We start from the raw sequence: 25,516 nt of genomic DNA on the forward strand, positions 1-25,516 counted from the left end.
GAATCCCGTGCTGCTTTCTTTGGTTACTTTCTTTGCGCTAGCCAAAGAAAGTGACTGCTGCCGCGCATAGCGGCGAGCTAATAGACTTACACGAAAGCAAGGTCCATAGAAGCGCCCGAAAATCAGACGGTGTAACCCACCTTGAAGCCGCCTCACGGCGCCGAATCCCGTGCTGCTTTCTTTGGTTACTTTCATTGCAGCTAGCCAAAGAAAGTGACTGCTGCCGCGCATAGCGGCGAGCTAATAGACCTACACGAAAGCAAGTTCACAAGAAGCGCCCGAACATCAGACGGTGTAACCCACCCTCAAGCCGCCCAACGGCGCCAAATCCCGTGCTGCTTTCTTTGGTTACTTTCTCGTCCGCACATCCGACGGTGTAACACCCCTACCGCCCCACCTTCGAAGCGCCAGCGGCATCAACTTCCCATCCCCCCCCAAGCGCGCGAAACAGGTTCACCTGATCAACCGCGACCTGTCCTTCTGCCGCCGCGACCTGCGCGTTCGTCGACGTGAGCGTGCGCGTCGCGTCGAGATCGGCGATAAACGATTCGCGGCCCGCCACATAGAAACGGTGCGTTTCGTCGGCGGACTGCACGGCCGATTTCTGTGCGGCCTGCAGCGCTTCGGCCCGCGCGTAATCGGCGGCGTAAGTGGCGAGGCTCGTCTGCGTTTCGCGCAATGCGTTCAGCACTACGCCGTCGAAGTGGGCGAGCGCTGCATCGGCGCCCGCGCCGGCTTCGCGGATCCGGCCGCGCGTGCCGTTGGCCGGCAACGACCAGGAGATCAACGGGCCGAAGCCCCAGCGTTGAGTCGGCGGTTTGCCGAGATCTTCCGCAATGCCCGTCACGCCCGCCGATGCGCCGATGCTGATGGTCGGATACAGCGCGCCTGTCGCGATGCCGATGCGCGCGGTCGCGCCCGCGAGACGCCGCTCGGCCTCGCGCACATCGGGACGCCGCTTGAGCATGGCGGCGCCATCGCCGACGGGTATCGGCTGTTCGATCTGCGGTGTCTTCCTGCAGGTCCGCACGCCGCGAGGCAATTCGTCGGGAGAGGTCGCGAGCAGCATGGCAAGGCGATATTGCGCGATCCGCTGCCGCGCGGTGTAACGGGGAATATCGGCATTGAGCGTTTCCACTTGCGTCTGTCCGCGCGTGACGTCGGGCGTGTTACCGCGCCCCGCATCGCGCAAACGCCGCGTGAGCGTCACACGCTGCTTCTGCAACGTGAGCGAGCGTTGCGCGATGTCCAGTTCTTCCGCCGACGAACAACTCTCCACGTAGGCGCGCACGACATCCGCGACCACCGTGATGCGCGCCAGATCGCCTGCGGCCTGCACTGCGTCGCTATCGGCCTGCGCCGCTTCCACCCCGCGCCTGAGCGTGCCGAAAAGATCGATTTCGTACGACACGCTGATGCCGATATCGCCTTCATTGACCACCGGCAATTTCTCGGTCAACAGGTATTGCTGCGCGGATTCCTGCGCACGTTTCACCACGCCGGAGAATCCGCCTGAGAAGCCGCCTTGCGCGTCCGCTACGCCGACCGCTTCGCGCGAGCGGGCGAGATTGGCCGCCGCGACGCGCAGGTCCGTGTTCGAGGCGAGGGCGCGCTGGATCAGATCGTCGAGCACGGGGTCGTCGTAGAGACGCCACCAGTTCGGCGGGACGGCATCTTGCGTCACGCGCGCGTCGTTGATGTCGAGCGGGGCGTTGGCAAGCGGCGCGTTGACCACGGCGTTTTGCGGCAGCTTGTAGTCGGGACCGACCGTCATGCAGCCCGCGAGCATCAACGCGGTGGGCAGCAATGCAAAAGCCACGCGCGCTTTCATCGCGTCGCTCCCGATGCCGAGGGCACGATGGACGCACCCGAAGCACCCGAAGCACCCGAAACACCCGAAACACCCGAAACACCCGAAACACCCGAAACACCCGAAACACCCGAAACACCCGAAACACCCGAAACACCCGAAACACCCGAAGCAGGTAGAGCACCGCGTCCCGACGACGCCGCCAGATCGCGTACCGAAACCGTTGCCGTGCGCCCGGCGATCATGCGGAAATCGGCGGGCACCTCATCCAGCGCGATGCGTACCGGAATACGCTGCGCGAGCCGCACCCAGCTGAACGCGGGGTTCACGTTCGGCAGCAGATTCGAGCCTTGCGAGCGGTCGCGATCCTCGATACCCGCGACGATGCTCTGCACATGTCCACGTAAAACCGTCGGCTCGCCCATGACCTTGATATCCACCGGCTGGCCGATATCGATCCCGCGCAGCTTCGTTTCCTCGAAGTAACCATCGACACGAAACGAGTGCATATCCACCACCGATAACACCGAGCGGCCCGCCGTCACGAACTCGCCCGCGCGCGGCGCGCGGTCGTTGAGATAGCCGTCCACCGGACTCACGATGGTCGTGCGCTGCAGGTTCAGACGCGCGGTATCGATGGCGACTTCCGCGTCGGCGAGCACCGCCTCGGCTTGCTGCACGCGCGAGCGGCTTTCCTCGCCGATCTCGCGCGCGACGAGGTCGCCGAGCGTGCGGTTGCGCGCGTCCTCGCGGCGTGCCTGATCGAGCGTGGCGCGGCGTTGCTGCGCGGTCGCCTGCGCTTGCCGCAAGGTAAGTGCGTAGCGCGCCTGATCGATGACGAAAAGCGTTTGGCCACGCGTGACCGGCTGGTTGTCCACCACATCGACCGAGACGATCAGGCCGCCGACATCCGGCGCGACCTGCACGACGTCTGCGCGCACGTGGCCGTCGCGCGTCCAGGGAGCGAACATGTAATAGCCGACGAGCCGCCACAGCACGAACGCCGCGACCACGACGACCACCAGCGTGAGGACGATCTGTCCCACGGAGAACCAGGTTTTTTTCACGTCAAGAACCGATGGGTAAGAATCACGACGAGCCCCAGCACCAGCACGTAAATGCCGAGATCGAAAATCGAACGGTGCCAGACGAAGCGGTAAAAGCCGATCCGCGTGAACGTGCGGCGGATCGCGAGGTTGATGAAATAGGCGGCCAGCATCAGCACCAGCACGGACGGCACGAACACGCCGAAGATATCGATTTCGCCGATCATCGCGCGAGGCTCAAAGGAGGAGTGAGGGAACGCATCATGCCGCGGGCTCCGGCGCCGGTGCATCCGGCAATTCCGGCGCCGCCGTGCCGTCTGCGCCCGGCGTCTCTGGAAAGAGTGACAGCCGCATGCCGACCAGCGCGTGCAGCGCATCGCGCAAATGCCGCGCGGAAAGTGGGCCGACGCTCGTGTTCGTGTTCGTACCCGTGTCCGCACCCGCCGCACCCGCGACGCTTTGCCGTGTCACGGTCGCGAGCGCTGCGTCGATCGTCGCGCGCAAGTCAAGCGGTGCGCTCTGCCGTTCGCGCCGCGCGATACAGCGCTCGAAATGCGCGCGCACGCCGTCGAGCACGAGCCCGATCGCGTCCGAACTCTCGCCCGCGACCTTGCGGCGAAGTCTGCGCAGATCGAGCGCGTTGAACGCGACACGCAGATCGCGAAAACTTTCGATGGACGGATGGCGATGGTCGTCGGTTGCAGCGAGACGCGGAATCAGTTGCATCAGCCGGTCGAGCATGCGCGCGGCGAGGTTGCGCTGATCGTCGATCGGACGCGGCGATGCGCTCACCACGACGTCCTGCCAGCTCGAACGCAACAGGCGAGCAGCCGCGAGTTCCGCGCCGAACGGACGTGTCACGCGAGTCCAGACGAATGCGAACAGCAGGCCCGCCGGCCCTGCGAGATTGCTGTTGATGAAGGTGAGGAAGTTGGCGTCGTAAGCGCTCTGAATGCTGATGAACGACGCCGTGTTCACCGCGACGAGCATGGTCGCGAGATTGAACTGCGGGCGCGGAATGAGCGTGCCGACCAGGATGAACGGTCCCGCGAACATGACGACCAGCATCGGAAAGTCGTGTACGTTCGGCAGGATCACGAAAAGGTAGAGTGCCGCGAGCACGACGCTCGCGCAGGTCCAGATGAAGAACGCGAACACTTGCGGCGCGGGTTCGTCGAGCGCGGCGAAGAAGCAGCACGCCACCGCCGCAAGCGACACGGCGGCCGCGCCGTCGGCCCAGCCCGAACTGATCCACAGGCTCGATGCAACGAAGATCGCGCCTATCGCCGATCCCGCAGAAAACAGCAGCATGCCGCGATCGAAATAGCGTTCGCCGCCGCCGAGCCGCCAGTGCCGAAAGCGCGGCCGCCACGCGCCGCTCTCACGCGCGATGATCCGGCGCAGCGCGCGGCAGTCCTGCCACACATCGACCACCTGACGCAGCCGCCAGAGCGCATTGGAAAGCAGCGCTCCTTCCCACGTCGCCAACGCGGATTGCGTGGGCTGAAGCGCGGCGATGCGAGCGCGCAGAGCGTCCGCCTCGCGCTCGGTCGCGTCGTGGTCCTCGCTCGAATCCGTGGGACGTTCGAACCATTTCACGACATCGGCGAGCAGCGCAACGAGCCCCGGTGGACGCGGTTGATTGCCACCGAGCAGCGCCGCGAGCGGATCCGCGAGCGATGAAACGATCGGCAGCAGCAACTGCATGCGTCCGCGCAGCGAATGCGCGCGCGCGAGGATATCGGGACGCGTGTGGTCGTAGGCGAGCTGGCTCAGCAGGAATTCGAGGCCGTTGACGGTCGCGGCGAGGCGCTGGCGCGCAGCCGACAGCGCTTGTCCCGCGATCCGGCCCGAGAGCGTTTCCGTCACGTAGAACGCGGCATCGCGGAACCACGCGTCGGTGCGCTCGGCGATCGACGGCGCCAGACGGCTCGGCAATATCGCCCCGCCGACAATGCTCGCGCAGACGATCCCGAGAATGATTTCCTCGGTGCGCGCGACCGCGAGATCGAAGACGCCGGCCGGGTTCGTAACCGCAGGCAGCGCGATCAGCGGCAGCGTATAGCCCGCGAGCATGAACACGTAACTACGCGCGGTGCGGTCGGAGATGGCGAGATAGAGCAGCGTGCCGGTCCACGTCGCGACGATCGCGCTGAACAAATAGGGCGACTCCACGAACGGCGGCACGAACAGCACGGCCGCCGCCGCGCCGAGCATGGTGCCGAGCGCGCGATACAGCGCCTTCGAACGCGTTGCGCCGACGAACGGATTCGACACGATATAGACCGTCGCCATCGCCCAGTACGGACGCGGCAATTCGAACACGAGCCCGAGATACAGCGCGAGCATCGCGGCGGCGAAGGTCTTGAGCGAGAACAGCCAGTCGCGGAGGGTGGGGTACTTCATCGAGAGATCACGGGAAGGTCGCGCGCGATGGTCTTATTCGGCATCGGCGTCCGTGTCCTGGGTGATGTTGCGGCGAGCCTCGTTCACGTCGGCATCCAGCGCGCCACGCGTCGCCCGGTCCTTGGCATTGAATGCGTTCAGCACGCGCAGCGTCGCCTCAAGGTCGTCGCGGCTCACGCCTTCGAGCACGCCCGCGCGCAGGCCGACCAGTTCCAGCTCGATCTTCGCGGTGACCGCGCGGCCTTCGTCGGTGAGCGAAATGGTCTTCGCGCGCCGGTCGTTCGGATCTTCCGCGCGCACGACGAGACCCGCCGCGCACAACTGGTCGAGCAGGCGCACGAGCGACGGCCCTTCAATACCGATATGCTCGGCGAGCACCACTTGCCGCACGCCTTCGCCGAGCCGCCCGGCAATCAGGAGCGGCGTCGCGCAGGCTTCGGAAACGTTATAGGCGGCAAGCACGCCGTGACTCGTGCGCCGCCATTGCCGGGCGGCGATCACGAGCGTGCTGCTGACGGCGCGGCGCAGTGCGTTGAGATTCGACATGGCGCGCATTATATTTAGAGATAAATTCGTTAGCAAGCTATTGAATTTATCCCGGCGCCACGGATCGAGGGGAAGAGCGGTCTGGTTAGAGGCGAGTTAGCCCGCGCGCCGTTCGCGCACCGCGCGCGCGAGGCGTTCCAGCACGGGTTCGGTTTGCGGCCACGAGAGGCAGGCATCGGTGATCGATACGCCGCGTTTGAGCGGCACGCCCGGTTTCAGATCCTGACGGCCTTCGTCCAGATGACTTTCGATCATCACACCGATCACGCGTTTTTCGCCCGCCGACACTTGCCGCACGATGTCGTCGGCGGCATCGACCTGGCGCAGATGCGATTTGCCCGAGTTCGCGTGCGAGCAGTCGATCATCGCCTGTTCGCGCAAGCCGACCTGTCTGAGCGCGGCACAACTCGCCTCGACGCCCGCGCTGTCGTAGTTCGGGCCGTTCTTGCCGCCGCGCAGGATGACGTGGGCGTCGTCGTTGCCACGCGTTTCGAAGATCGCGGCCATGCCCATTTTCGTCATGCCCATGAACGCGTGGCTTGCGCGCGCCGCCACGATTGCGTCGGCGGCGACCTGCACGCCGCCATCGGTGCCGTTCTTGAAACCGATCGGGCAGCTCAGGCCCGAAGCGAGTTGCCGATGGCTCTGGCTCTCCGTGGTACGCGCACCGATCGCGCCCCACGCGATGAGATCCGCGATGTATTGCGGGCTCAGCAGATCGAGAAACTCGGTGCCGGTCGGAAGGCCAAGCTCGCTGATCTCGATCAGCAGTTCGCGCGCGCGCCGCAGCCCTTCATTGATGCGAAAGCTGCCGTCGAGCCGCGGATCGTTGATATAGCCTTTCCAGCCGACCGTCGTGCGCGGCTTTTCGAAATAGACGCGCATCACGATCAGCAGATCGTCGGCGAGCGAATCGGCCGCCGTTTTCAGATGGCGCGCGTAGTCGAGCGCCTGGGCGTGATCGTGAATCGAACACGGACCGACGATCACGACCAGACGGTCGTCGCGGCCGTGCAGAATATCCGCGATACCCGCGCGGCTCTTTTCGACGAGCATCTGCACGCCGGCCGGCACGGGCAATTCGTCGAGCAGAAGAGCGGGTGAAATCAGCGGACGCACGGCGCCGATGCGCACGTCGTCGATACGCGTCGTGTCCTGGGTGGAATCGACACGGCCGGTTTCCTGGTCGTGCAGCGGGTTGTCGATACGGCTCATTGCGGGGCTCCTGGTCAAGCGCGTTAAGCCGCAAGTATCGCATTGGCCGTGTGACGCGTCGAAGAAGTCTGTACTTCGACGCTGCTCAAGCGTTATTTCCGCGCTATTTCGCGTACTGCGCCTCGCCATTACCGAACGACCAGTTTTCCTTCACGACTTCGACGAGACTGATGAAAACGTCCTCGCGTCTGAGGCCGATCCGTTCATGCAATCCATCCGCCACGGCCTTATAGAACGCGCGTTTCATTTCGATGTCGCGCCCTGTATTGAGCGTGACTTGAATGATGACGCATTGCGCCGTGCGCGCGATGCCGAGATAGTTCGGATCGGCAATCAGGTCGCCCGGCGTGTGCTCCGTCACGATCATGAAGCGGTCGTCGGCGGGCACGTTGAGCGTCGCCGTCATCGCCTCGTAGACGACTTCGGTCATCGCACGGCGATTCTCGGCGGGCTGGCCTTCTGAAAGATCGATACGAACGAGTGGCATGTGATTTCTCCTTTCGGGTCCGACGTTATTGGCGTGAGCCGTCATTTATACAACAGACGGAGGCCGGGCGATTGGCGTGCGACAGGAAGAAAAAGCGGGGAGCCGCGAGTGGCGCGATCACATGAACGTGTCGTCCATCCCGCGGGAAATTCAGAAACAACGGCCGGTGAGTTATTCCGACTTCAGCAAGGCGCCCCACTTGTAGTCGATTTCATCCGGGCCGAACGGATAGACGCCGGCGCCGTGCGTGAACGTGAGTTCGCCGAAGAAGATTTCGTCGTCGGGCGCATAAAGATCGACTCGCACGTAACCGAAATCGGCCGACAGCACTTTGGCGATATCGAGAATTTCAGCGAGATTATGCGGGCAGGGCGCGGCTTCGTCGCTCATCGGATAGTGACCGAACGCAATGTCGAGCCGGTTCCATCGCGAGTCGTACATGTCGCCGCGCGGACTGTCGCCGAAACGGCCGGAAATCACCGCGATATAAATAATCTGCTCGCCCGGCGCGCCATGAAAGCAGTGCAGTTTCAAGTCCGGCGGAATCTGTCCGCTACGGTCGAGCAGCAGCGTCTCGAAGAAAATCTTCGGCTTGATCGTGCGGTAGTGCCGCTCACGCGCGATGCGATAAAAATCGGTGGTCAGCCATTTATCGGCTAACTGGCTTAATTCCTGAAAGGTGGTTTCAGCCTTGTTTCGCACTACTTTGACGAAGCCGCTGCCGTGATTCGCTTTCATCACGAAACTCGTCGGCAGCGACTCGAATACGGCTTCCGTAAACGAATCAGGATCGGCGATAAGCGGAATGAGATGCTCCGCGCCGATCTTGCGGGCGACGTAATCGCGTACCGTCAATTTGTCCGTCAGTTCGGCAAATCGCGGATCGGGATGCAGACAGCGATACAAGATTTTTTCGTTAAACGTCGTCGGGCTTTTCAGATTGGGAAAACGGCCAATCTTCTGACGATGCGAAATGCTAAGAAAAAGCACGTCCGGCATGCAATCTTTCACGACCGTGATCAGCTTCTTTGAAATCGGAACCATGCGCTTTCCTCCAGATGTACCGAATTGCAAACCGGCCAAAAAGATAAGACAAGCCTCCATTCGCCTGATGCGATGAAGCCGCCTGTTGTGCTAGCAAACCGTAAAAAGGCAGGCGCGACCGGCGGGTCCACACCATAAGAGCGACTGGCATGATCGTGCTTTCGAACAGGGCGGCACCGATGAGGAACCGCATGCACCGGCGCGATGGTGAATTGTTCGGGACGCAATTTGCGTTCCTTAGCCGCGCCGCGAGCCATCGTCATCACACGATCCGCGGCGCGACGCGCGCCGGGAGGGCAGTGGAGATTCTGCGCCTTAAGTATGATGAAGCGCACTAAGGATGTGCGGGTCAATGCGATGCTCCGCACAAACGCCGGACGATGCCGAGTGGTGAAGGACGTTTTCCCGCGCAATTCATGGTCTAAGTGCCGGATGCTCGGAGACCCGAGCGGCCTAGCTAATAGTTTTGTTAATTCAAACACAATTTCGATTACAGATCACAAGCGTCCTTAGGGTCGATGAACGCGTGTTGTTATTGATGAGGCCGACTTATTCTACCTACTTCCCCGCCCAGATATTTCAATTCCTCACCGAATAATTTGGATCCGCTTGCCGCGGCGACGCCGCGCTGCAAGCGTAGGCCAAGGACGCATCGTTGTGCGTGGTTATGCGTGGCTATGCGACGTCACGTCCCGGCAGGCGCCGTTAATGAGCCTGACTCGCTGGAATCAGATACTTGGGGAGTGCGCCAAGTTGCCAGCTAAAGCCTTGCGCGGGCACGACGACGTTAGTGGTCGTTCCTTGCCAGTCGCGCTGCACGTAGTTCCCCGGCGGAATGTTCACAGGCGTGGCCGTTGAACCCGTGCCGGTTTGCCACCCAACGTAGATCGTATCGCCGGAACCGTATTGATAGACCTTGGTGTCGTTTGTTTCCACTAGCGCGCGGGTCCAGGCGCGGGAGCCCAGCGTGCGCGCGAGCGTTGCGGCGGCGACGTAAGCAGGCTTCGCGGTCAGGTCAAGATGAAGCAGGCCGAAATTGGCTTCCTTGTTGTTCGGATCGTTCTCGCCGTCGTTAATGAAGTCGTACCAGAACAACGCCTGAACTGCGTTGAATCGCCGTGAAAGAAGGAACGTGCGTGCGAAATTCGCGGCTTGCGCGGGCTCGCTCAACCCGGCGGATTGAGGGCTCGACGGCCAGCCGATTTCGGTCACCCACAACTTGAACGGACGCGGCCGCGCGGACCTCGTCGAAGGGTCGGTCTTCATCATGCTGTTCAGATGCGGCCATACCGTACTCACGCTGACATTGGGCAGCGGACTTCCCTTGGCCGGATAGCCGGTGTCGGGGTTATAGGGCGACATGTACGGGTGAATGCTGAAGCCGTCCTGATAAGCGCCGCCGCCGTTCTTGATGACTTCGCTGATGCAATCGCCGCCGGGACCGCCGCCCGCGCCGCCGCCACCGCATGCGACCACCGACGCGTTCGGGCTGATCGCCTTGACGGTCGGATAGACGACCTTGAGCAGGCCCACGTAATTGTCATACGTGATGGACTTGAAGTTCGGCTCGTTCCAGACTTCCCACGCCTTGACGGTCTTGCCGTATCGCGACACGACGTTCTTCGTGTAGTTGGCGAAGAGCGCGCGTTCCTGATCGTTTTGGGGAAAGCCGCGCGTGCCCTTGAACATCGTCGGGTACGCTGCGCCATTGCCGTAATCGAGCACGATAAGCGGACTGATATTCGCCGCCGCGACCGCGCTCATGTAGTCGTCGTACTGCTTCGGATAGACGAACTGGCCCGCTTGCTTTTCGATCGAACTCCAATAGAGTTCGTCGCGTATCCAGCTAAAGCCCGCTTTTTTCACGAGCGGCAGCACGAGGTTGGCCGGCAAGCCGCTTGCGGGCGATGTCTTGCCGTTGACCTGTCCGAAGTGAGTGACGACACCCGCGCCCGGCATCGCGTTCGGCGGCACATTGCCGATCACCGCGAGATTGACGAGCTTCGGATTGGCCCCGGCGCTCGACGCCGTTCCGAGGCTCGCTGCCACCTGGTACAGACCGGGTCCGGGCAAGGTGACCGGAACGGAGACGTTAGCGGAAGCGGGCGCGCGATAGGTCGCGATCGGGGTGGTCGATGGCACGCCGTTGCCGTCGTAGCCGTAAAGCACCACCACGAGATTCGAACCGGACGCGCCGCCTGCGATCGTGAAATTGATCGTCTTTTGGCCGGCCGAATCGAAGATCAGCGAGCCTTTCGGATTCGAGACGCTGATCGGCGAGTTAGAAGAAGGCGCTTGGCTAGCCGCGCGTGCGGCGGGCGTGACGGTCGCCGGTTGCGTGGCGCATGCGGTGCAGGCGACGGACAAGGCGAGAGACGCCATGCCCAAGCGGTGTGAGACGGTACGCGTATTGCAAACCGTATTGCGAACTACTAGCATCGAATTTCCTTTTAACACTGCATGAAACGCTGCATAAGTTCAGGCGACCCTAGTCACGCCTGCGGTGCGCGTGAGGTGTACGCGCTCGCATACGCGTAGGTGCGTTTTTCACTGCGACGGCGCGGCACGGCATTGAAGATGATGCCCACCACACGACCACCGCTGCGGTCGAGCCGCTTGACGGTATCTTCGAGTTCGCTCTCGCTTTGCGCGGCCGGACGCACCACCAGCACGGTCGATCCCGCGTGCGACGCCACCATGTTCGCGTCGCTGACCGCGAGCACGGCGGGGGTATCGATGATGATCAGATCGTATTGCGGACCCAGGTCCTCAAGCAGCATCTGCAGGCGCGAAGTCGACAGCAGCTCCGACGGATTCACCGGGAATTCACCGGACGTAATCACCGACAAGCCCGGCACACCCACCGAACGGATCGCCTGGCGCGGCTCCATCTGCGCGCTGAGCACTTCGGCAAGGCCGCCGCTTGCGGCGAGACCGAACATGCCCGCGATCCGGCCGCGACGCATGTCGCTATCGATCAGCAACACGCGCTTGCCCGCTTGCGCATGCAGCACCGCGAGGTTCGATGCGATGAAGGTCTTGCCCGTACCCGGCGTCGCACCGGCGATAGCGAGCACGTTGTTGCGCGCATCGGCGATATCGAGTTGCAGCGAAGCGCGTACCGTGCGCAACGTTTCGATCGCCATGTCGTTATCGGCGTCGGTCGAGAGCAGGAAGCGCGATGCCGCGCGGCCCGCATACGTCACCGCGCGCGCATAGCCCTGGCCGCGCGCGTCGTCCGCATTGGCGCGGCTCTTCGATGCCAGCGACGAGGACGACGACAGCAGCGAGGGCGTGTTGGCGCGATCGAGTCTTGCCTGTTCGCCGCTAAAGAGCACGGCACCGAACACCGGCAGGCTCAGGTGACGTTCGATCGCGTGCGGGTTCTCGACGGTGCGCGAGAGTTGCTTGCGCGTGAACACGAACAGCACGCTCAGGATGATGCCGGCCGCGAGACCGCCACCCATCACGATCAGACGCTTGGGCTTGGCAACCGAGGTCGGCAGCAGCGCGGTGTCGATGATATGCACGTTGCCGAGCGTGCCGGCACGCGTGACCGAAAGCTCGCTCGACTTGTTGAGCATCGCCACGTAGATGTCTTCGGCGACCTTGGCATCGCGCGTGAGATCGGCGCTCTTGCGTTGGGAATCCGGCAAGGACTTGAAGCGCGATTCGAAGCGTTGCTTTTCTGCGGTGAGCAGCGCGAGTTGTTGATCGAGCGTCTGCACTTCGCGCGTGCCCGGTGCGAAACGTGCGGCCACTTGGGCGCGCTGCATGTTCAACTGCGCGATCTGGCGATCGAGATCGAGGCTGCCTTGCAGGTACGAACTCGCTTCGCTGGTCGGCTCCATCGTGTTGACCTGGCTGCGGTATTCGCTCAACGCCGTTTCGGCGCGCGAGAGGTCCTGACGCAGCTTGGGCAATTCGCCGTCGATGAATTCACGCGTGGTGCTCGCTTCCTCGCGGCGCTGCGCGATATTGGCGGCGACGTAGTTATCGGCGATGGCGTTGGTGATCAACTGCGCGAGACGCGGGCTCTCGTTCTCGAAGATGATCTGCACGACGCCGGATTCCTTGGTCTGCTCCATCACCTTGAGCTTCTTCAGGAACCGGTCGATCGCGCGAAACTCGCTGTAGCGCACGACAGTGAATTGCGTGCCGGGACGGGCGACGAACTTGTCGAGCAGGATCGTCACGCCGTTGGCTTCGGCGCGCTCGCCGGGGCGGCCTTCGACCAGCAAGCGGTCGTCCGGGTCGAGAAGCTGGAAGCCGCCGCCTTCGGTGGCGCGCAGGGTCAGTTCCTTGTCCTGCAGCCGCGCGGGCACGGTGAGGATGTTGGGTTGCACGTCTTCGCCGCCCCAGGCAAACGATTTGAGGCCGAGGAAAGCGGGCATCGGCTGGCCGGGGTTAGCGAGCATCTCGCCGATACGGCCAAAGAACGGCACTTCGTTGGGCGTGATCGCGATGTCTTGCTTGTACTTCGCGATCACGGGCAGCAGCACGCGCCGGCTTTGCATGATCTGCATTTCGGCGTCGTCGGGGAGCGTGGTCGGGGTGACCGGATCGCCGCCGCGCGAGCTGACGCCGAGTTCGTTGGGCGTGGGGAAATCGACCTTGACGAGCGCGTCGGCCGCATAGCTGGGTGTGGCGACGTAGGCGTAGAGGGTGGCGGCGCCGGTGATGGCGACGATGATGAGGCAGACGAGCCACACGTTATCGACGATCAGCCGCCATAGATCGGAGGCGGAGAAGGTGTCGTCGTGGTCGCGCACCCGAATGGGCTCGTGGCCGAGATAAGAGCTATTCATGTGACGCATTCCTCATTCGTTGAGCGTAGTTGCCAAATGCGCGAAATGCCGGAGTCCATCGCCTTGGCTGGTTCTGCCACGCATGCTCGCCACGCTCTGGGCGAGCGTGTCGCGATGCCGGCAATTCAGGGAGGGCAGACGCGGGACGGGAACGGCTTGGCGGCCAGGTGGCCGAAGGTTCCGTCGCCGGTTCCGGCGCCTTCAATGGATGAAGCATTCGAAGCAAACAATCTTCGACGTCTTACATTCCCGCATTAAGAACGCAACGTATGTTCACTAGCGCACATGCGGGAAAACGAACGCTAAGCGCCAGAAATAAATAGTTTCGGCTGAGTTTTTTATTTAAGGCTTTGCGAGAACCTTATTCGCTGTCGTATAGTTAAATCGCAGTTTCGATTTCGCTTTCGGATTGGCTTAAACCGCTTCGAATTATATTCACCCCGGATTCCACGGCCTTAGCATGCGCGGACGCTCCAGGCCGGTTTCCTGGATCCGGGCGAGGCTGCGGCGTGGCGCTGAACGCTCGTTCGCATCGCGCGTCCTGGCTTTCGTTAAGACGTTGTGAACCTTGCTTCCATATCCGCCAACGTACATCTGTTCGTTCGCGTACTGAGCGTGCCAACTCGAGACGCTAGCATGCACCGTTTGTCTGTCGAATCGGATTGAAAGGCGCAGCCGATCCGTCTGACCGATCCGCATGACCCTTGGCGAGAATAAACACCGCAGAGACCACGCATTGCAATGTCGTCGGATAAGTTGTCGAAAAAAACGACATCAAACGCCGGAGCGTTGCGAATGAGGGTCCGAGTGTTCTCTCACGCACGGAGATCGACCGTTGAAAACACCGACTCAAGTTTTGCCGCATCGAATGGCGCATATCGACGCGATCCGCGCCGTCGCGGTGCTGTTCGTGATGTGGACGCATTACGCCGAAAAATTCGTCAATATTGCCGGTTCCCAGCAATGGCTGAACGCGGTTCAGCATTACGGCAATTTTGGCCGGATCGGTGTGGTGGTGTTCTTCGCGTTGAGCGGCTTGCTGATTCCTAAAAGCCTGAACGGACCCAACAGCATTTTCGGCAGCGGAACGCGCAAGTTCCTGATCCGGCGTTTCTTCCGGCTGTATCCCGCGTTCTGGCTTTCGATCCCGCTCGGTTTCTTCGCCTACTGGGTGCTGTTCGATAAACAGATGGACGCCGTCGGCTGGCTTGCGAACGCGACCATGATTCCCGATGCGCTCGGTCAGCGCGAAATGATGGGCCACTACTGGACGCTCGAAACCGAACTGGTTTTCTACGTGCTGTGCCTGGTTCTCTTCTGGCTCGGCTGCATCCAGAACATGCGTGACCTTTGTGTCACCTGCGTCGCGCTTGGCGCGGCGTTCGTCGTCACGTCGGCGCTGAAAGTGATACCGGCAAGCGCGCTCGGCCAGTACAAGGGCATGCTCTATCACCTGTCGATCATGTTCTGGGGCGCTTGCTTCCGCCACGCCTACGACAATCCGGGCGCGCGGGTCCGATTCGGCTTGGGTTCGAGGCGGATCGACATGTCCTACAAGCAGGCGTTTGCCGCCGTGACAGCGGTGATCGCGAGCATTTCCGTGCTGACGTTCCTGGTCGCGCTCAAGCAGCACGACAGCGAGCACATCATCAACTCGTGCAGCTATCTGATGGGGCTCGCCATTTTCACGCTCCTGGCGACGGTCTGGAAGATCCACTCCCGGCTATTCGCGTGGCTCGGCGAGATCAGCTACTCGATGTATCTGCTCCACGGCATCCCGCTTTATGTGATGTTCTGGGCGTGCCAGCGCTTTGGCTGGGAGGGCGGCCCGCTCGCGGTCTATATGCTCGTGGCGTCGGTGCTGGCGATCGGTTTGTCGTGGATGAGCTTCATGGTCGTGGAAGCACCGTTTATCCGACTGGCTCATGCATTGACGTCGAGCCGGCGCACAGCGGCGCCGCAAGCCGTGTTCGTCGGTGACTCGGCGCCTGAAAATCACGGCCGCTAAACGATTTCGACTTGGGTGGGGACGGCTCGGCCCCCAAGCATGAAGGGAAATAATTAAGTTCGACCAAGCCTCGATGGCCGCCCGACCGGTTGCCATCGAGGCTTTTTAACGAGCGCGTCTTTTGCCCTAAGTCGGCTGCGACTTCGCCCCGCCAAGCCGTAATTCCGCTAAGCCTTGAGCAGGCAAGCCTAAAGCGCTTCGTGTCCTTCAAGCCATCCAAGCGCCAAGCCATTCAAGCCCTTTAGGCCCGTTAAGTCCCAAGCAGTCGCAAAAGCAAAGAGCCCGCGGACACGCCGCGGGCTCTTTGTCATTCCAGCTTCCGGTTCGATCTACCGCTCAAGTTATTCAGCGCTTAGTCATTTGCCGTTGCCCAATGCGACTGTCCTGCGCGGACGCTGCGGACGCAGCGGGTTGCGAGGCTGGTTACGCGGAGGATTGCGTGGCTGGATGCGTGACGGATCCTTCGGAAACCGCGGCGGCAAAGGCTGCCGCATCGGATTCTGGCGCTGAAATTCCAGCCGTTGCGCACGATACGCAACGAAGCGCGGCCAGTAGAGAATCAGGTACGCGATCGGCACGAACGAGGTCACGGTCGTCAAGCTGACGGTGGACGTGATCAGGAGCAAGAGCAGCATCACGAAACCGTCGCTGGCCGTGAACGCGATCACGCCGAACAACAACAGGGCAGGGAACAAGCCCATGTCGGCCACGCTCGCCGGCAGGCCCGCGAATGGCACGCCACCCAGGATTTCCGTCTCGACGAGCTTCATGTGATCCAGATACATGTAGTGCGCCAGAACGTCCTGCGAATTCACACCGAGCAGCACATCTTCGAGCCGCGCTTCGAACATGAACGGATAGCCGCCGAACCGGTGACCGAACGTTTCAGATCCAAAGAAGCCATGGTTCGCCATGAAGATCGAAAACAGGCTGACCACGCAGATGAACACCATCAGGATGATGAGCGGATGGATTGCGCGCAGCTTGTTTCGGAACGGATACAGCGCGGCGAAGATGAACAGCATCATCGACGATTTCGAGAAGCCGATGAACAGCCCGACGAAATAAAGCGCCACGATCCGCTTGTCTATCTTTTCGGTCGTGAAGAGATAGGAGACGAGCGATGCCACCAGCAGCGAGGAGAAGAAGCCCGCCTCTCGCGAGAAGCCGGATACGCGCGCAAAGTAGAAGATCTCGAAGAAGTTCGTGTAGGCCTTCGTCGCGTACGATCCCCAGATGGTCTGCGAGAGCGCGGCCGGTCCGAGCTGCATCGCGAGGCCGCGATCGACGTAGTAAAGGACGAACTGCAGCATCGCGAATCCGACGTTGATCGCCATCCAGTGATGCAGATAGTTCATGCGCCGGTCCATCGTGTACATCAGATAGCCAACCGAGATCGCAATCGACACCACCCGTACCGCGACGCTCGGCGAACCCAATAAGCTGATCGCGATGGCGATCAGGAGCGGGCCGCTCCAGCGCTTGCAGGTCGTGGAGAGAAAGCGCAGAAAATCCGCGTCGAAGAACGGAATGAACAGGAAGAAATACAGCGTCACGCCCCCTATCTGCGGATTGAAAATCACGCAGGTAAAGAACATGTAGAAGAGGGAGGCGATTACCTTCGGATACATTGCGTCCTCCGCGTGGTGGCGCGCCGTTGAAGCTCAACGGCGCGCGCGTCGTGCATGAAGCCTGCCAACGTCAGCGTTTTTCTCATTAACGCAAGGCCCGGTTCGTTCGTCCAGACTTCACGCCTGCGGTGCGCGTGAGGTGTACGCGCTCGCATACGCGTAGGTGCGTTTTTCACTGCGACGGCGCGGCACGGCATTGAAGATGATGCCCACCACACGACCACCGCTGCGGTCGAGCCGCTTGACGGTATCTTCGAGTTCGCTCTCGCTTTGCGCGGCCGGACGCACCACCAGCACGGTCGATCCCGCGTGCGACGCCACCATGTTCGCGTCGCTGACCGCGAGCACGGCGGGGGTGTCGATGATGATCAGATCGTATTGCGGACCCAGGTCCTCAAGCAGCATCTGCAGGCGCGAAGTCGACAGCAGCTCCGACGGATTCACCGGGAATTCACCGGACGTAATCACCGACAAGCCCGGCACACCCACCGAACGGATCGCCTGGCGCGGCTCCATCTGCGCGCTGAGCACTTCGGCAAGGCCGCCGCTTGCGGCGAGACCGAACATGCCCGCGATCCGGCCGCGACGCATGTCGCTGTCGATCAGTAACACGCGCTTGCCCGCTTGCGCATGCAGCACCGCGAGGTTCGATGCGATGAAGGTCTTGCCCGTACCCGGCGTCGCGCCCGCGATAGCGAGCACGTTGTTGCGCGCATCGGCGATATCGAGTTGCAGCGAAGCGCGTACCGTGCGCAACGTTTCGATCGCCATGTCGTTATCGGCGTCGGTCGAGAGCAGGAAGCGCGATGCCGCGCGGCCCGCATACGTCACCGCGCGCGCATAGCCCTGGCCGCGCGCGTCGTCCGCATTGGCGCGGCTCTTCGATGCCAGCGACGAGGACGACGACAGCAGCGAGGGCGTGTTGGCGCGATCGAGTCTTGCCTGTTCGCCGCTAAAGAGCACGGCACCGAACACCGGCAGGCTCAGGTGACGTTCGATCGCGTGCGGGTTCTCGACGGTGCGCGAGAGTTGCTTGCGCGTGAACACGAACAGCACGCTCAGGATGATGCCGGCCGCGAGACCGCCGCCCATCACGATCAGACGCTTGGGCTTGGCAACCGAGGTCGGCAGCAGCGCGGTGTCGATGATATGCACGTTGCCGAGCGTGCCGGCACGCGTGACCGAAAGCTCGCTCGACTTGTTGAGCATCGCCACGTAGATGTCTTCGGCGACCTTGGCATCGCGCGTGAGATCGGCGCTCTTGCGTTGGGAATCCGGCAAGGACTTGAAGCGCGATTCGAAGCGTTGCTTTTCTGCGGTGAGCAGCGCGAGTTGTTGATCGAGCGTCTGCACTTCGCGCGTGCCCGGTGCGAAACGTGCGGCCACTTGGGCGCGCTGCATGTTCAACTGCGCGATCTGGCGATCGAGATCGAGGCTGCCTTGCAGGTACGAACTCGCTTCGCTGGTCGGCTCCATCGTGTTGACCTGGCTGCGGTATTCGCTCAACGCGGTTTCGGCACGCGAGAGGTCCTGACGCAGCTTGGGCAATTCGCCGTCGATGAATTCACGCGTGGTGCTCGCTTCCTCGCGGCGCTGCGCGATATTGGCGGCGACGTAGTTATCGGCGATGGCGTTGGTGATCAACTGCGCGAGACGCGGGCTCTCGTTCTCGAAGATGATCTGCACGACGCCGGATTCCTTGGTCTGCTCCATCACCTTGAGCTTCTTCAGGAACCGGTCGATCGCGCGAAACTCGCTGTAGCGCACAACAGTGAATTGCGTGCCGGGACGGGCGACGAACTTGTCGAGCAGGATCGTCACGCCGTTGGCTTCGGCGCGCTCGCCGGGGCGGCCTTCGACCAGCAAGCGGTCGTCCGGGTCGAGGAGCTGGAAGCCGCCGCCTTCGGTGGCGCGCAGGGTCAGTTCCTTGTCCTGCAGCCGCGCGGGCACGGTGAGGATGTTGGGTTGCACGTCTTCGCCGCCCCAGGCAAACGATTTGAGGCCGAGGAAAGCGGGCATCGGCTGGCCGGGGTTAGCGAGCATCTCGCCGATACGGCCAAAGAACGGCACTTCGTTGGGCGTGATCGCGATGTCTTGCTTGTACTTCGCGATCACGGGCAGCAGCACGCGCCGGCTTTGCATGATCTGCATTTCGGCGTCGTCGGGGAGCGTGGTCGGGGTGACCGGATCGCCGCCGCGCGAGCTGACGCCGAGTTCGTTGGGCGTGGGGAAATCGACCTTGACGAGCGCGTCGGCCGCATAGCTGGGTGTGGCGACGTAGGCGTAGAGGGTAGCGGCGCCGGTGATGGCGACGATGATGAGGCAGACGAGCCACACGTTATCGACGATCAGCCGCCATAGATCGGAGGCGGAGAAGGTGTCGTCGTGGTCGCGCACCCGAATGGGCTCGTGGCCGAGATAAGAGCTATTCATGTGACGCATTCCTCATTCGTTGAGCGTAGTTGCCAAATGCGCGAAATGCCGGAGTCCATCGCCTTGGCTGGTTCTGCCACGCATGCTCGCCACGCTCTGGGCGAGCGTGTCGCGATGCCGGCAATTCAGGGAGGGCAGACGCGGGACGGGAACGGCTTGGCGGCCAGGTGGCCGAAGGTTCCGTCGCCGGTTCCGGCGCCTTCAATGGATGAAGCATTCGAAGCAAACAATCTTCGACGTCTTACATTCCCGCATTAGAAAGACAGCGTCTGTTCACTAGCGCACACGCGGAAAAATCAGCCGCGCGCACCAGCCAAAAATAATAAAAGTGTTGGTTTTTTGCCAATAAAACGCGGCATTCTTTAAGCGCAGTCGAGTATTGCTTGAGTATTGCTAATACGAAACGGATTTGAAAGCAGGCCGCCTTTGGGCAAAAAGGCGGCCGCCGGATGCATCGCGGGGAAGCGATGGCGATCCAGGCAACGCTATGTAGCAACGCGCGTGCCTGCTAAGTACGATAAGACTGAGGTAAGGCGTATTTCGAACTTAAACCGCGTTAGCGGCGGTGAACTTCTTGAACGCCGAATAAGCCGCGTTTTTAGTCGTGCCGTTGGCCTCGATCAGGCCGTAACTCGCGTCGATCAAGCAATACATCATGATCGACTCGATGTCGTACTTGTCCTTGATGGACTTGTACTGGGTCAGGGCACTGGTGACGTAGGCCGCCGCTGACGCGCTCGTGTCCTTGGAACCGGACCAGCTCCATTCCGTCAACCAGATCGGCTTGCCGAACGAGTCCTTCAGGATCTGCAGCACGTTGATGTCGCCGTTCGGACCCGCGGCTTCGATGTTGTAGTAGCTCTTGTACCAGTGGCACGTCGTGAAGTCCCAGCGCACTGACGATGCGCCCGATTTACCCGACGACGTACCGTTGGGCGTAATGCCGCTCCACAGCATCTGCAGCGCGCGATAAGCGAGCGGAATGCCCATGTTGACGCCACATTTGATGCTCGAATCGACCGCGTTCACGCCGTCGATCATGCCGCGGATCACCCCGCGGAACGACGGCCACAACTTCGGGCTCCAGTCGGTGGACAAGCTGCCGTTGCCAGCGATCTTGAGTCCCACGGTGTCAAGCTCGTTGCCGCATTCGATATGCGTGACCAGACCCTTGAGCGGCTTGGCGCAATTGACGCCGAGGTTATAGCCGAGCGTGTAGGCCTCGGACTCCGAACCCGACGGATCCCAGTGCGCGGAGCGCGGATTGAGCACCGGCAGGATCGATACGCCGCTGTTCTTGAACGGGCCTTTGAGCGCGTCCGCGAGGACTTGCGCCATGCCGCCGCTCGCCACGTCGCAGCGATAGTTCGTCGCGCCCAGGTCCTTCAGCAACGCGAGTTGGGTCGCCTGGGACAGCGTGCTGTAGATGCCGGTGCTGTAGGCCATGTGGCCGTTCATGCCGTAGAAGAGCTTCTTCGTCGTGGTCGCGAGCGTGGAGGACGTCGTGCGCGGGTCCGTGGTCTTGATCCACTTGCTGCTGCTCCAGACGTAAAACTGGCTGTTCGTGCCTTTGTGATAGATCTTGCCGCTCTTGATCAGCAACAAGGTCACGCTGTGTGTACTACCGGCCTTCGCGCCGTTCTTGTAGATCACGCCGCTAACCACGGTCCAGACCGCGCCGCTCGAATCGGTAATCTTGGAAGCCGGAGGAATCGTCGTACCGTCGGCCGAGGCAGCTACGCTCGCTTTGGCCGTGGCGGTCGCAGTGCTTGCGTCGCTTTCGTCCGCTTCGCTGCCACCGCCGCATGCGGCAAGCGCGACCGAGCCGGCGCCGGCAGCGACGAATGAAAGGAATTTTCTACGCGGGATCGGCGACGCCGTTTTCAAAGAAGATTCGACGACAGGGAATTCTTGCTTCTGAACTAGGTGTTTCGATGACGGCATAGGTAGCAATTACGTTGTTACTCTGGGGTGCAGAGTATATTCGGAGCCATCCTACCGACAACGTAACTGGATGTAACAATTTCCGATAAAGGAGAAGATGCTTAATCCGTATCGTATGAAAAAAATAATTTTGCCGATGATTGCAGGATTTAGTACGTCTATTCCCATGTTCGCGAATTGCGAAACGGTAAAAATAAACGGGGACTGTACAGAAACTGCATCATTTTTGGCTAGAAAAGTGCCTCGGCGTCATTTGTTCTTTAGTCATACAAATTAAATGCGAAGCGAATTGCGGCTTTAATGGCGCGACAAAGGAGACGTTTCATCGCGCGCAGCTATACACATTGCGCAAATAGCGGGATGGGGATGAGTGCGCGAATGCGCGAAGAGGACGAGACGGACAACAGAAAGACGTTGATAGCCGCCCGCGAGACCCGGCCGAGGTGGCCAGACCTCGCGAACGGTGAAAACACCGACAGGAGTTAATAGCTCAATAGGCGTCGCCCGGCGTACGCGGCAGAACCTGATTCACGGTGTACGGCGCATCGGTCGACAACTCGACGCGCATCTCGCCGATCCGCATGACCTTGCCCTTCGGCGCCGTCGGACCATTCACGCGCACCAGCGAAACCACGTACTCGCTGACATTGCCACCCATATTGAGCAGCGCTTCGGTCGCCGGATAGTCGAGCGTGACGCTGCCGTGGTGCGCGAGGCCGGCCACTTCGAACGGTCCGAGCGTGCCGAGAAAGTGCTGCGAGCGCGCCTCGTCGATATCGCCGGCAGCCGGCAGATTCAAATAGACGTTGTAGAAATAGCCGCCCGCGAGTCCCGCTTTCGTGATCGAGACGTCGTCCAGAACGATTTTCACCGACTTGAATTTGCTCGCCGGCGTCGCCGCGAGCGCGCGGGACTGCGCGAGCGGGCTGATGGTCGCGGCTTCGAGCACAGTTTGGGTGGTCGTGAGCGCTTCCTGTACAGCCGAGGCCGCCGACGCCGGCGCGACGATCCGCGTGCTGATCGAATCTTCGGTCAGCTGCACGCTACTCACGCCACCGACGGAGCGGCGTCCAGCAGCGAGCGTACGGGCGGGGGTCGCGGTGAGCGCGACGATTTGCGGGCGCAGGCGAATCTGCCCGACTTGCGCCTGGACGCGGATGATCCGCCCGCGCTGGGCTTGCGGCGGCATGATGAGCGGTCGCGCGGTGTTCGCGTAGTCGTAGCCCAGGCGGCTGCGCGGCGAATACGTCTGCCCCTTGAGCATCGTCAGGCCGGTCGCGTAAGTGAAACTGCCCGCCCAGTAATCGGCGGCGGGCACCGGCATGGTGCCCCCGGCAGGGAGCGCCCATGCGTGCCAGAGCCGGTCCACGTTGCAGTGGTGCAGATAAAAGATCGGGTCCATCGGCGATTGCATCGTCGCCATCACATTACCGAGAATGTTATGCACGGGATTATGCGGCGCGGTTTCGAATTTCTCTTCGAACGAATTGACCGTGCCACGCTGGAAATTCACCGTCGTCGCCGCGAATGGAGAAAGGTCCAGCGAGGAATACACGTTTGTATTCAGGCGCGGCATGTAAAGCGGATTACCGGTGGCCGTATCCGTGAATTCGCTCGGCAAATTGGGGTTCGTGTAGTAATCCCAATAGGGCAGATTGAGGTAATTATCGCCGGATACTATCCGAAGCTGCCGCTCCAGATAAAAAATGTAGCCGCGATGCCACGCCAGAAAATACGGCTGGCGATGCGGGCAATAATTCATATGAACGTTAGCCCAGTATTGCCAGGAATTCGGATCATTTGCGTTCGGATTTGCCTTCATGGTGCGGACGGCAGTGAGGAACGACGTATATTGCGGGGTCAGCTTGAACTGCTGCCACTCGAGCCGGACGTAGGTCGTGGCTGCATTTGCCATTTTCGGAAGCGACGCGAGCGTGAGCGCTGAGGCCGCTGTGCCTAGGAAATGCCGTCGGTTGAACGTCGAGTTGGTCATGGTTTTCTCCGTAGTTGGGCGCGTGCAGGGCAAGCGTTTGGATACTCTGTATGAGCGACGGGTTGGACAAGGATGATTCGGATAGCGAAATATAGTTGCCGCGCCATTGTTCTGATTCTTGGTTGGCTGGCTGCGGTCGTGTTATCGCGGCATCGTCAGGATCGGGCAAGATTCACGCAAACGTTGGCATCTGACGATGCAGCTTTGTTACCGAACTTTACATCACAAGACTCGTATTGATTGTGCGGTTTCGCACGTCCTTTTCTTTCTTATACATATAGGGCGCACGCGAGATGCCGTTTCGGTTCTGGCGTCTCGGTAGGGCGCCTGACAGGGAAACTGCCGATAGACACCACAATGCCCGCAGCGCCCATTGCCGCACTCGCTGGCTAAACGATTGACTGAGCGGACTTTTTAAAGTTATCTGCAGAATTTAATTTTTTGTGAACGGATGTTTTATTCGACGGATTGAAATCGCGCTGAAAGGCAGGATATCCGTTCAACTCCGCTTTTAAATTTTCCGATGTGTAGGGAAATCGCCACAGCTCGCGGGCAATGGAACAGGTATTTGCTTAAACGATCGGGTTTTTTGCATTTTGCGCAGTCGGTGAAAGGGACAGGTTTAGCGCGATGCAAAATACCCGTGCAACCAATGGCGTCGACTGAAACAATTCGCTTATCTTGCTGTTTTATAAACGCAGACAAATAGAGACTGCACTAAACCCGCTAATTGTTTGTTGGGTGGCGCACGGTCCTTTCAAAATCTCTCACGGATCATGGTTCTGCTTTTGAAAGGAACGTTTTTGACCGATTCCTGCCCGACTAGTCGAATCTTTGCCGATTAGTCGCACAACTATTTGTTTCACGCGCTATTTGTCAGACTTTAAGGCAAACGTTTCAACTGAAGTTTAAAGGCCCTGAGCGAATCAAAAAATGAGCGCGCCGGATCGAAGCTTTCATCATGGGGCTCGCCGGTGCGGGAAAGTGCTGGACGGACTGGAACAAACAGGACCGCTCGCACGTTTCACTTTGGGAGTGGAGACGATAAATGGCGGCACGCCGGGATCGTCATTGAATATTCATAGAGGAGAACCATGATGTCGTTTTCGAAAAGGCTAATTGACGGGGCAAAAGACTGGTTGCCCGACAATGTCTTTCTGAGCATTTCCCACCGCCAAAAAGTGGGACGGTTTCCGAACCTCAAGAGCCCGACGACGTTCAATGAAAAAATACTGCACCGGTGCCTTTATCCGGACCCGCGCTACGTCGATCTCACCGACAAACTCAGCGTGCGGGACTACGTCAGCCGAAAGATCGGCGACCAGCATTTGATTCCGCTGATCGCGGATCCGCAGGCGTTCACGGAGGAGGTGTTCGACGCACTGCCGACGACCTTCGTGATGAAGGCAAACCACGGCAGCGGCTTCGTGAAGATCGTCAACGACAAATCGGAGACGTCGTTTGCCGAGCTCGACTTGCTCGCGAAGCAATGGCTTTCGACCGACTTCTACCGGATCGCGCGCGAACGCCACTACCGCACGATCAAGCCGCGGATCTTTTTCGAAGCACTGCTGCTCGATAGTGAAGGCAACATTCCGGCCGACCTGAAGATTCACATATTCAACGATCAATCCGGCGGTCAGACGATTTATATCGCCGTGATTTCGGACCGCTTCGGTGTGCATCCGCGTGGGGACATGTACGATGCAGACTGGAAGATTCAGGACATGTCGATCGGTCACTATCCGCGCAGCGTGACACCGGCGCCGCGCCCGGAAAATCTGGACTCGCTGCTGTCCATCGCGAGCACGCTTGCGCAGGATTTCGAATATGTTCGCGTCGATCTCTACGCACCGGACGACAAAATTTATTTTGGGGAGTTAACCTTTACACCGGGAGCTGGCGTGTTTCGATTCGGACCGGATATCGTGGACTACGAATGGGGACGTCTCTTCCAAATGAAGCCAGGCCAGTAGCGCCGCAACCGCATTTTCATCCGCTGGTACAGCGATCCTGATGCTTCGAGCGGCCTGACCAGCAGGCCGCTCGAAGTATTCGCGCGAATTTCTTCATATTTCTCCGTTCGAGAGAAAACTTCACGCGGCGGCGGCACTCCAAAGGCAATGGGCATCGGCTAACTCACCT

General features: G+C 60.8%; 16 protein-coding genes. 2 read left to right on the forward strand and 14 right to left on the reverse strand.

What is annotated here, in order from left to right:
* Positions 1-385: 385 nt before the first annotated feature.
* The 10 genes from AC3D25_RS08150 to AC3D25_RS08195 form a co-directional block, all read right to left on the reverse strand.
* Positions 386-1,831 (reverse strand): efflux transporter outer membrane subunit, encoded by a 1,446-nt coding sequence (locus AC3D25_RS08150; RefSeq protein ID WP_488887916.1) that lies wholly within the window; start codon positions 1,829-1,831, stop codon positions 386-388.
* Positions 1,828-2,877 (reverse strand): efflux RND transporter periplasmic adaptor subunit, encoded by a 1,050-nt coding sequence (locus tag AC3D25_RS08155; protein ID WP_488887917.1) that lies wholly within the window; start codon positions 2,875-2,877, stop codon positions 1,828-1,830. The genes AC3D25_RS08150 and AC3D25_RS08155 overlap by 4 nt, the downstream gene beginning before the upstream one ends.
* Positions 2,874-3,083: a DUF1656 domain-containing protein gene (locus tag AC3D25_RS08160; RefSeq protein ID WP_488887918.1), complete on the reverse strand. Its 210-nt coding sequence runs from the start codon at positions 3,081-3,083 to the stop codon at positions 2,874-2,876. The genes AC3D25_RS08155 and AC3D25_RS08160 overlap by 4 nt, the downstream gene beginning before the upstream one ends.
* 34 nt (positions 3,084-3,117) lie before the next feature.
* Positions 3,118-5,262, reverse strand: a complete 2,145-nt coding sequence (locus AC3D25_RS08165; RefSeq protein WP_488887919.1) for an FUSC family protein — start codon at positions 5,260-5,262, stop codon at positions 3,118-3,120.
* A 33-nt stretch (positions 5,263-5,295) separates the two neighbouring features.
* Positions 5,296-5,808 carry a MarR family winged helix-turn-helix transcriptional regulator gene (locus AC3D25_RS08170; RefSeq protein ID WP_488887920.1) on the reverse strand — a complete coding sequence of 171 codons (513 nt, stop codon included), beginning with the start codon at positions 5,806-5,808 and terminating at the stop codon, positions 5,296-5,298.
* Positions 5,809-5,904: 96 nt separating this feature from the next.
* A complete protein-coding gene (locus AC3D25_RS08175) occupies positions 5,905-7,023 on the reverse strand; it encodes a 3-deoxy-7-phosphoheptulonate synthase (protein ID WP_488887921.1) in 1,119 nt (372 codons plus the stop codon).
* A gap of 103 nt (positions 7,024-7,126) precedes the next feature.
* Complete coding sequence (locus AC3D25_RS08180; RefSeq protein WP_488887922.1) at positions 7,127-7,510, reverse strand: tautomerase family protein; 384 nt, start codon at positions 7,508-7,510, stop codon at positions 7,127-7,129.
* Between the two features lie 171 nt (positions 7,511-7,681).
* Positions 7,682-8,554, reverse strand: a complete 873-nt coding sequence (locus AC3D25_RS08185) for an ATP-grasp fold amidoligase family protein (protein WP_488887923.1) — start codon at positions 8,552-8,554, stop codon at positions 7,682-7,684.
* A 705-nt stretch (positions 8,555-9,259) separates the two neighbouring features.
* Positions 9,260-10,936: a cellulase family glycosylhydrolase gene (locus AC3D25_RS08190; protein ID WP_488887924.1), complete on the reverse strand. Its 1,677-nt coding sequence runs from the start codon at positions 10,934-10,936 to the stop codon at positions 9,260-9,262.
* Between the two features lie 110 nt (positions 10,937-11,046).
* The gene (locus AC3D25_RS08195; RefSeq protein WP_488887925.1) at positions 11,047-13,362 is read right to left on the reverse strand and encodes a polysaccharide biosynthesis tyrosine autokinase; all 2,316 of its coding nucleotides are present in this window, start codon (positions 13,360-13,362) and stop codon (positions 11,047-11,049) included.
* Positions 13,363-14,230: 868 nt separating this feature from the next.
* Here AC3D25_RS08195 and AC3D25_RS08200 point away from each other — a divergent pair.
* A complete protein-coding gene (locus tag AC3D25_RS08200) occupies positions 14,231-15,370 on the forward strand; it encodes an acyltransferase family protein (RefSeq protein ID WP_488889636.1) in 1,140 nt (379 codons plus the stop codon).
* Positions 15,371-15,726: 356 nt separating this feature from the next.
* On the opposite strand, the gene AC3D25_RS08205 is transcribed toward AC3D25_RS08200, so the two are convergent.
* From AC3D25_RS08205 to AC3D25_RS08220, 4 genes are all read right to left on the reverse strand, one after another.
* Entirely contained in the window at positions 15,727-17,001 is a 1,275-nt protein-coding gene (locus tag AC3D25_RS08205; RefSeq protein ID WP_488887926.1) for a hypothetical protein, read from the reverse strand.
* A gap of 117 nt (positions 17,002-17,118) precedes the next feature.
* Positions 17,119-19,434, reverse strand: coding sequence for a polysaccharide biosynthesis tyrosine autokinase (locus tag AC3D25_RS08210; protein WP_488887925.1), 2,316 nt, complete (start codon positions 19,432-19,434; stop codon positions 17,119-17,121).
* Between the two features lie 546 nt (positions 19,435-19,980).
* Positions 19,981-21,321 carry a glycosyl hydrolase gene (locus tag AC3D25_RS08215; RefSeq protein ID WP_488887927.1) on the reverse strand — a complete coding sequence of 447 codons (1,341 nt, stop codon included), beginning with the start codon at positions 21,319-21,321 and terminating at the stop codon, positions 19,981-19,983.
* Between the two features lie 547 nt (positions 21,322-21,868).
* Positions 21,869-23,371, reverse strand: a complete 1,503-nt coding sequence (locus AC3D25_RS08220) for a tyrosinase family protein (RefSeq protein ID WP_488887928.1) — start codon at positions 23,369-23,371, stop codon at positions 21,869-21,871.
* 1,097 nt (positions 23,372-24,468) lie between these two features.
* Here AC3D25_RS08220 and AC3D25_RS08225 point away from each other — a divergent pair.
* Positions 24,469-25,347: an ATP-grasp fold amidoligase family protein gene (locus AC3D25_RS08225; RefSeq protein WP_488889637.1), complete on the forward strand. Its 879-nt coding sequence runs from the start codon at positions 24,469-24,471 to the stop codon at positions 25,345-25,347.
* Positions 25,348-25,516: the final 169 nt, after the last annotated feature.

This window comes from Caballeronia sp. SL1002 (assembly GCF_057814995.1).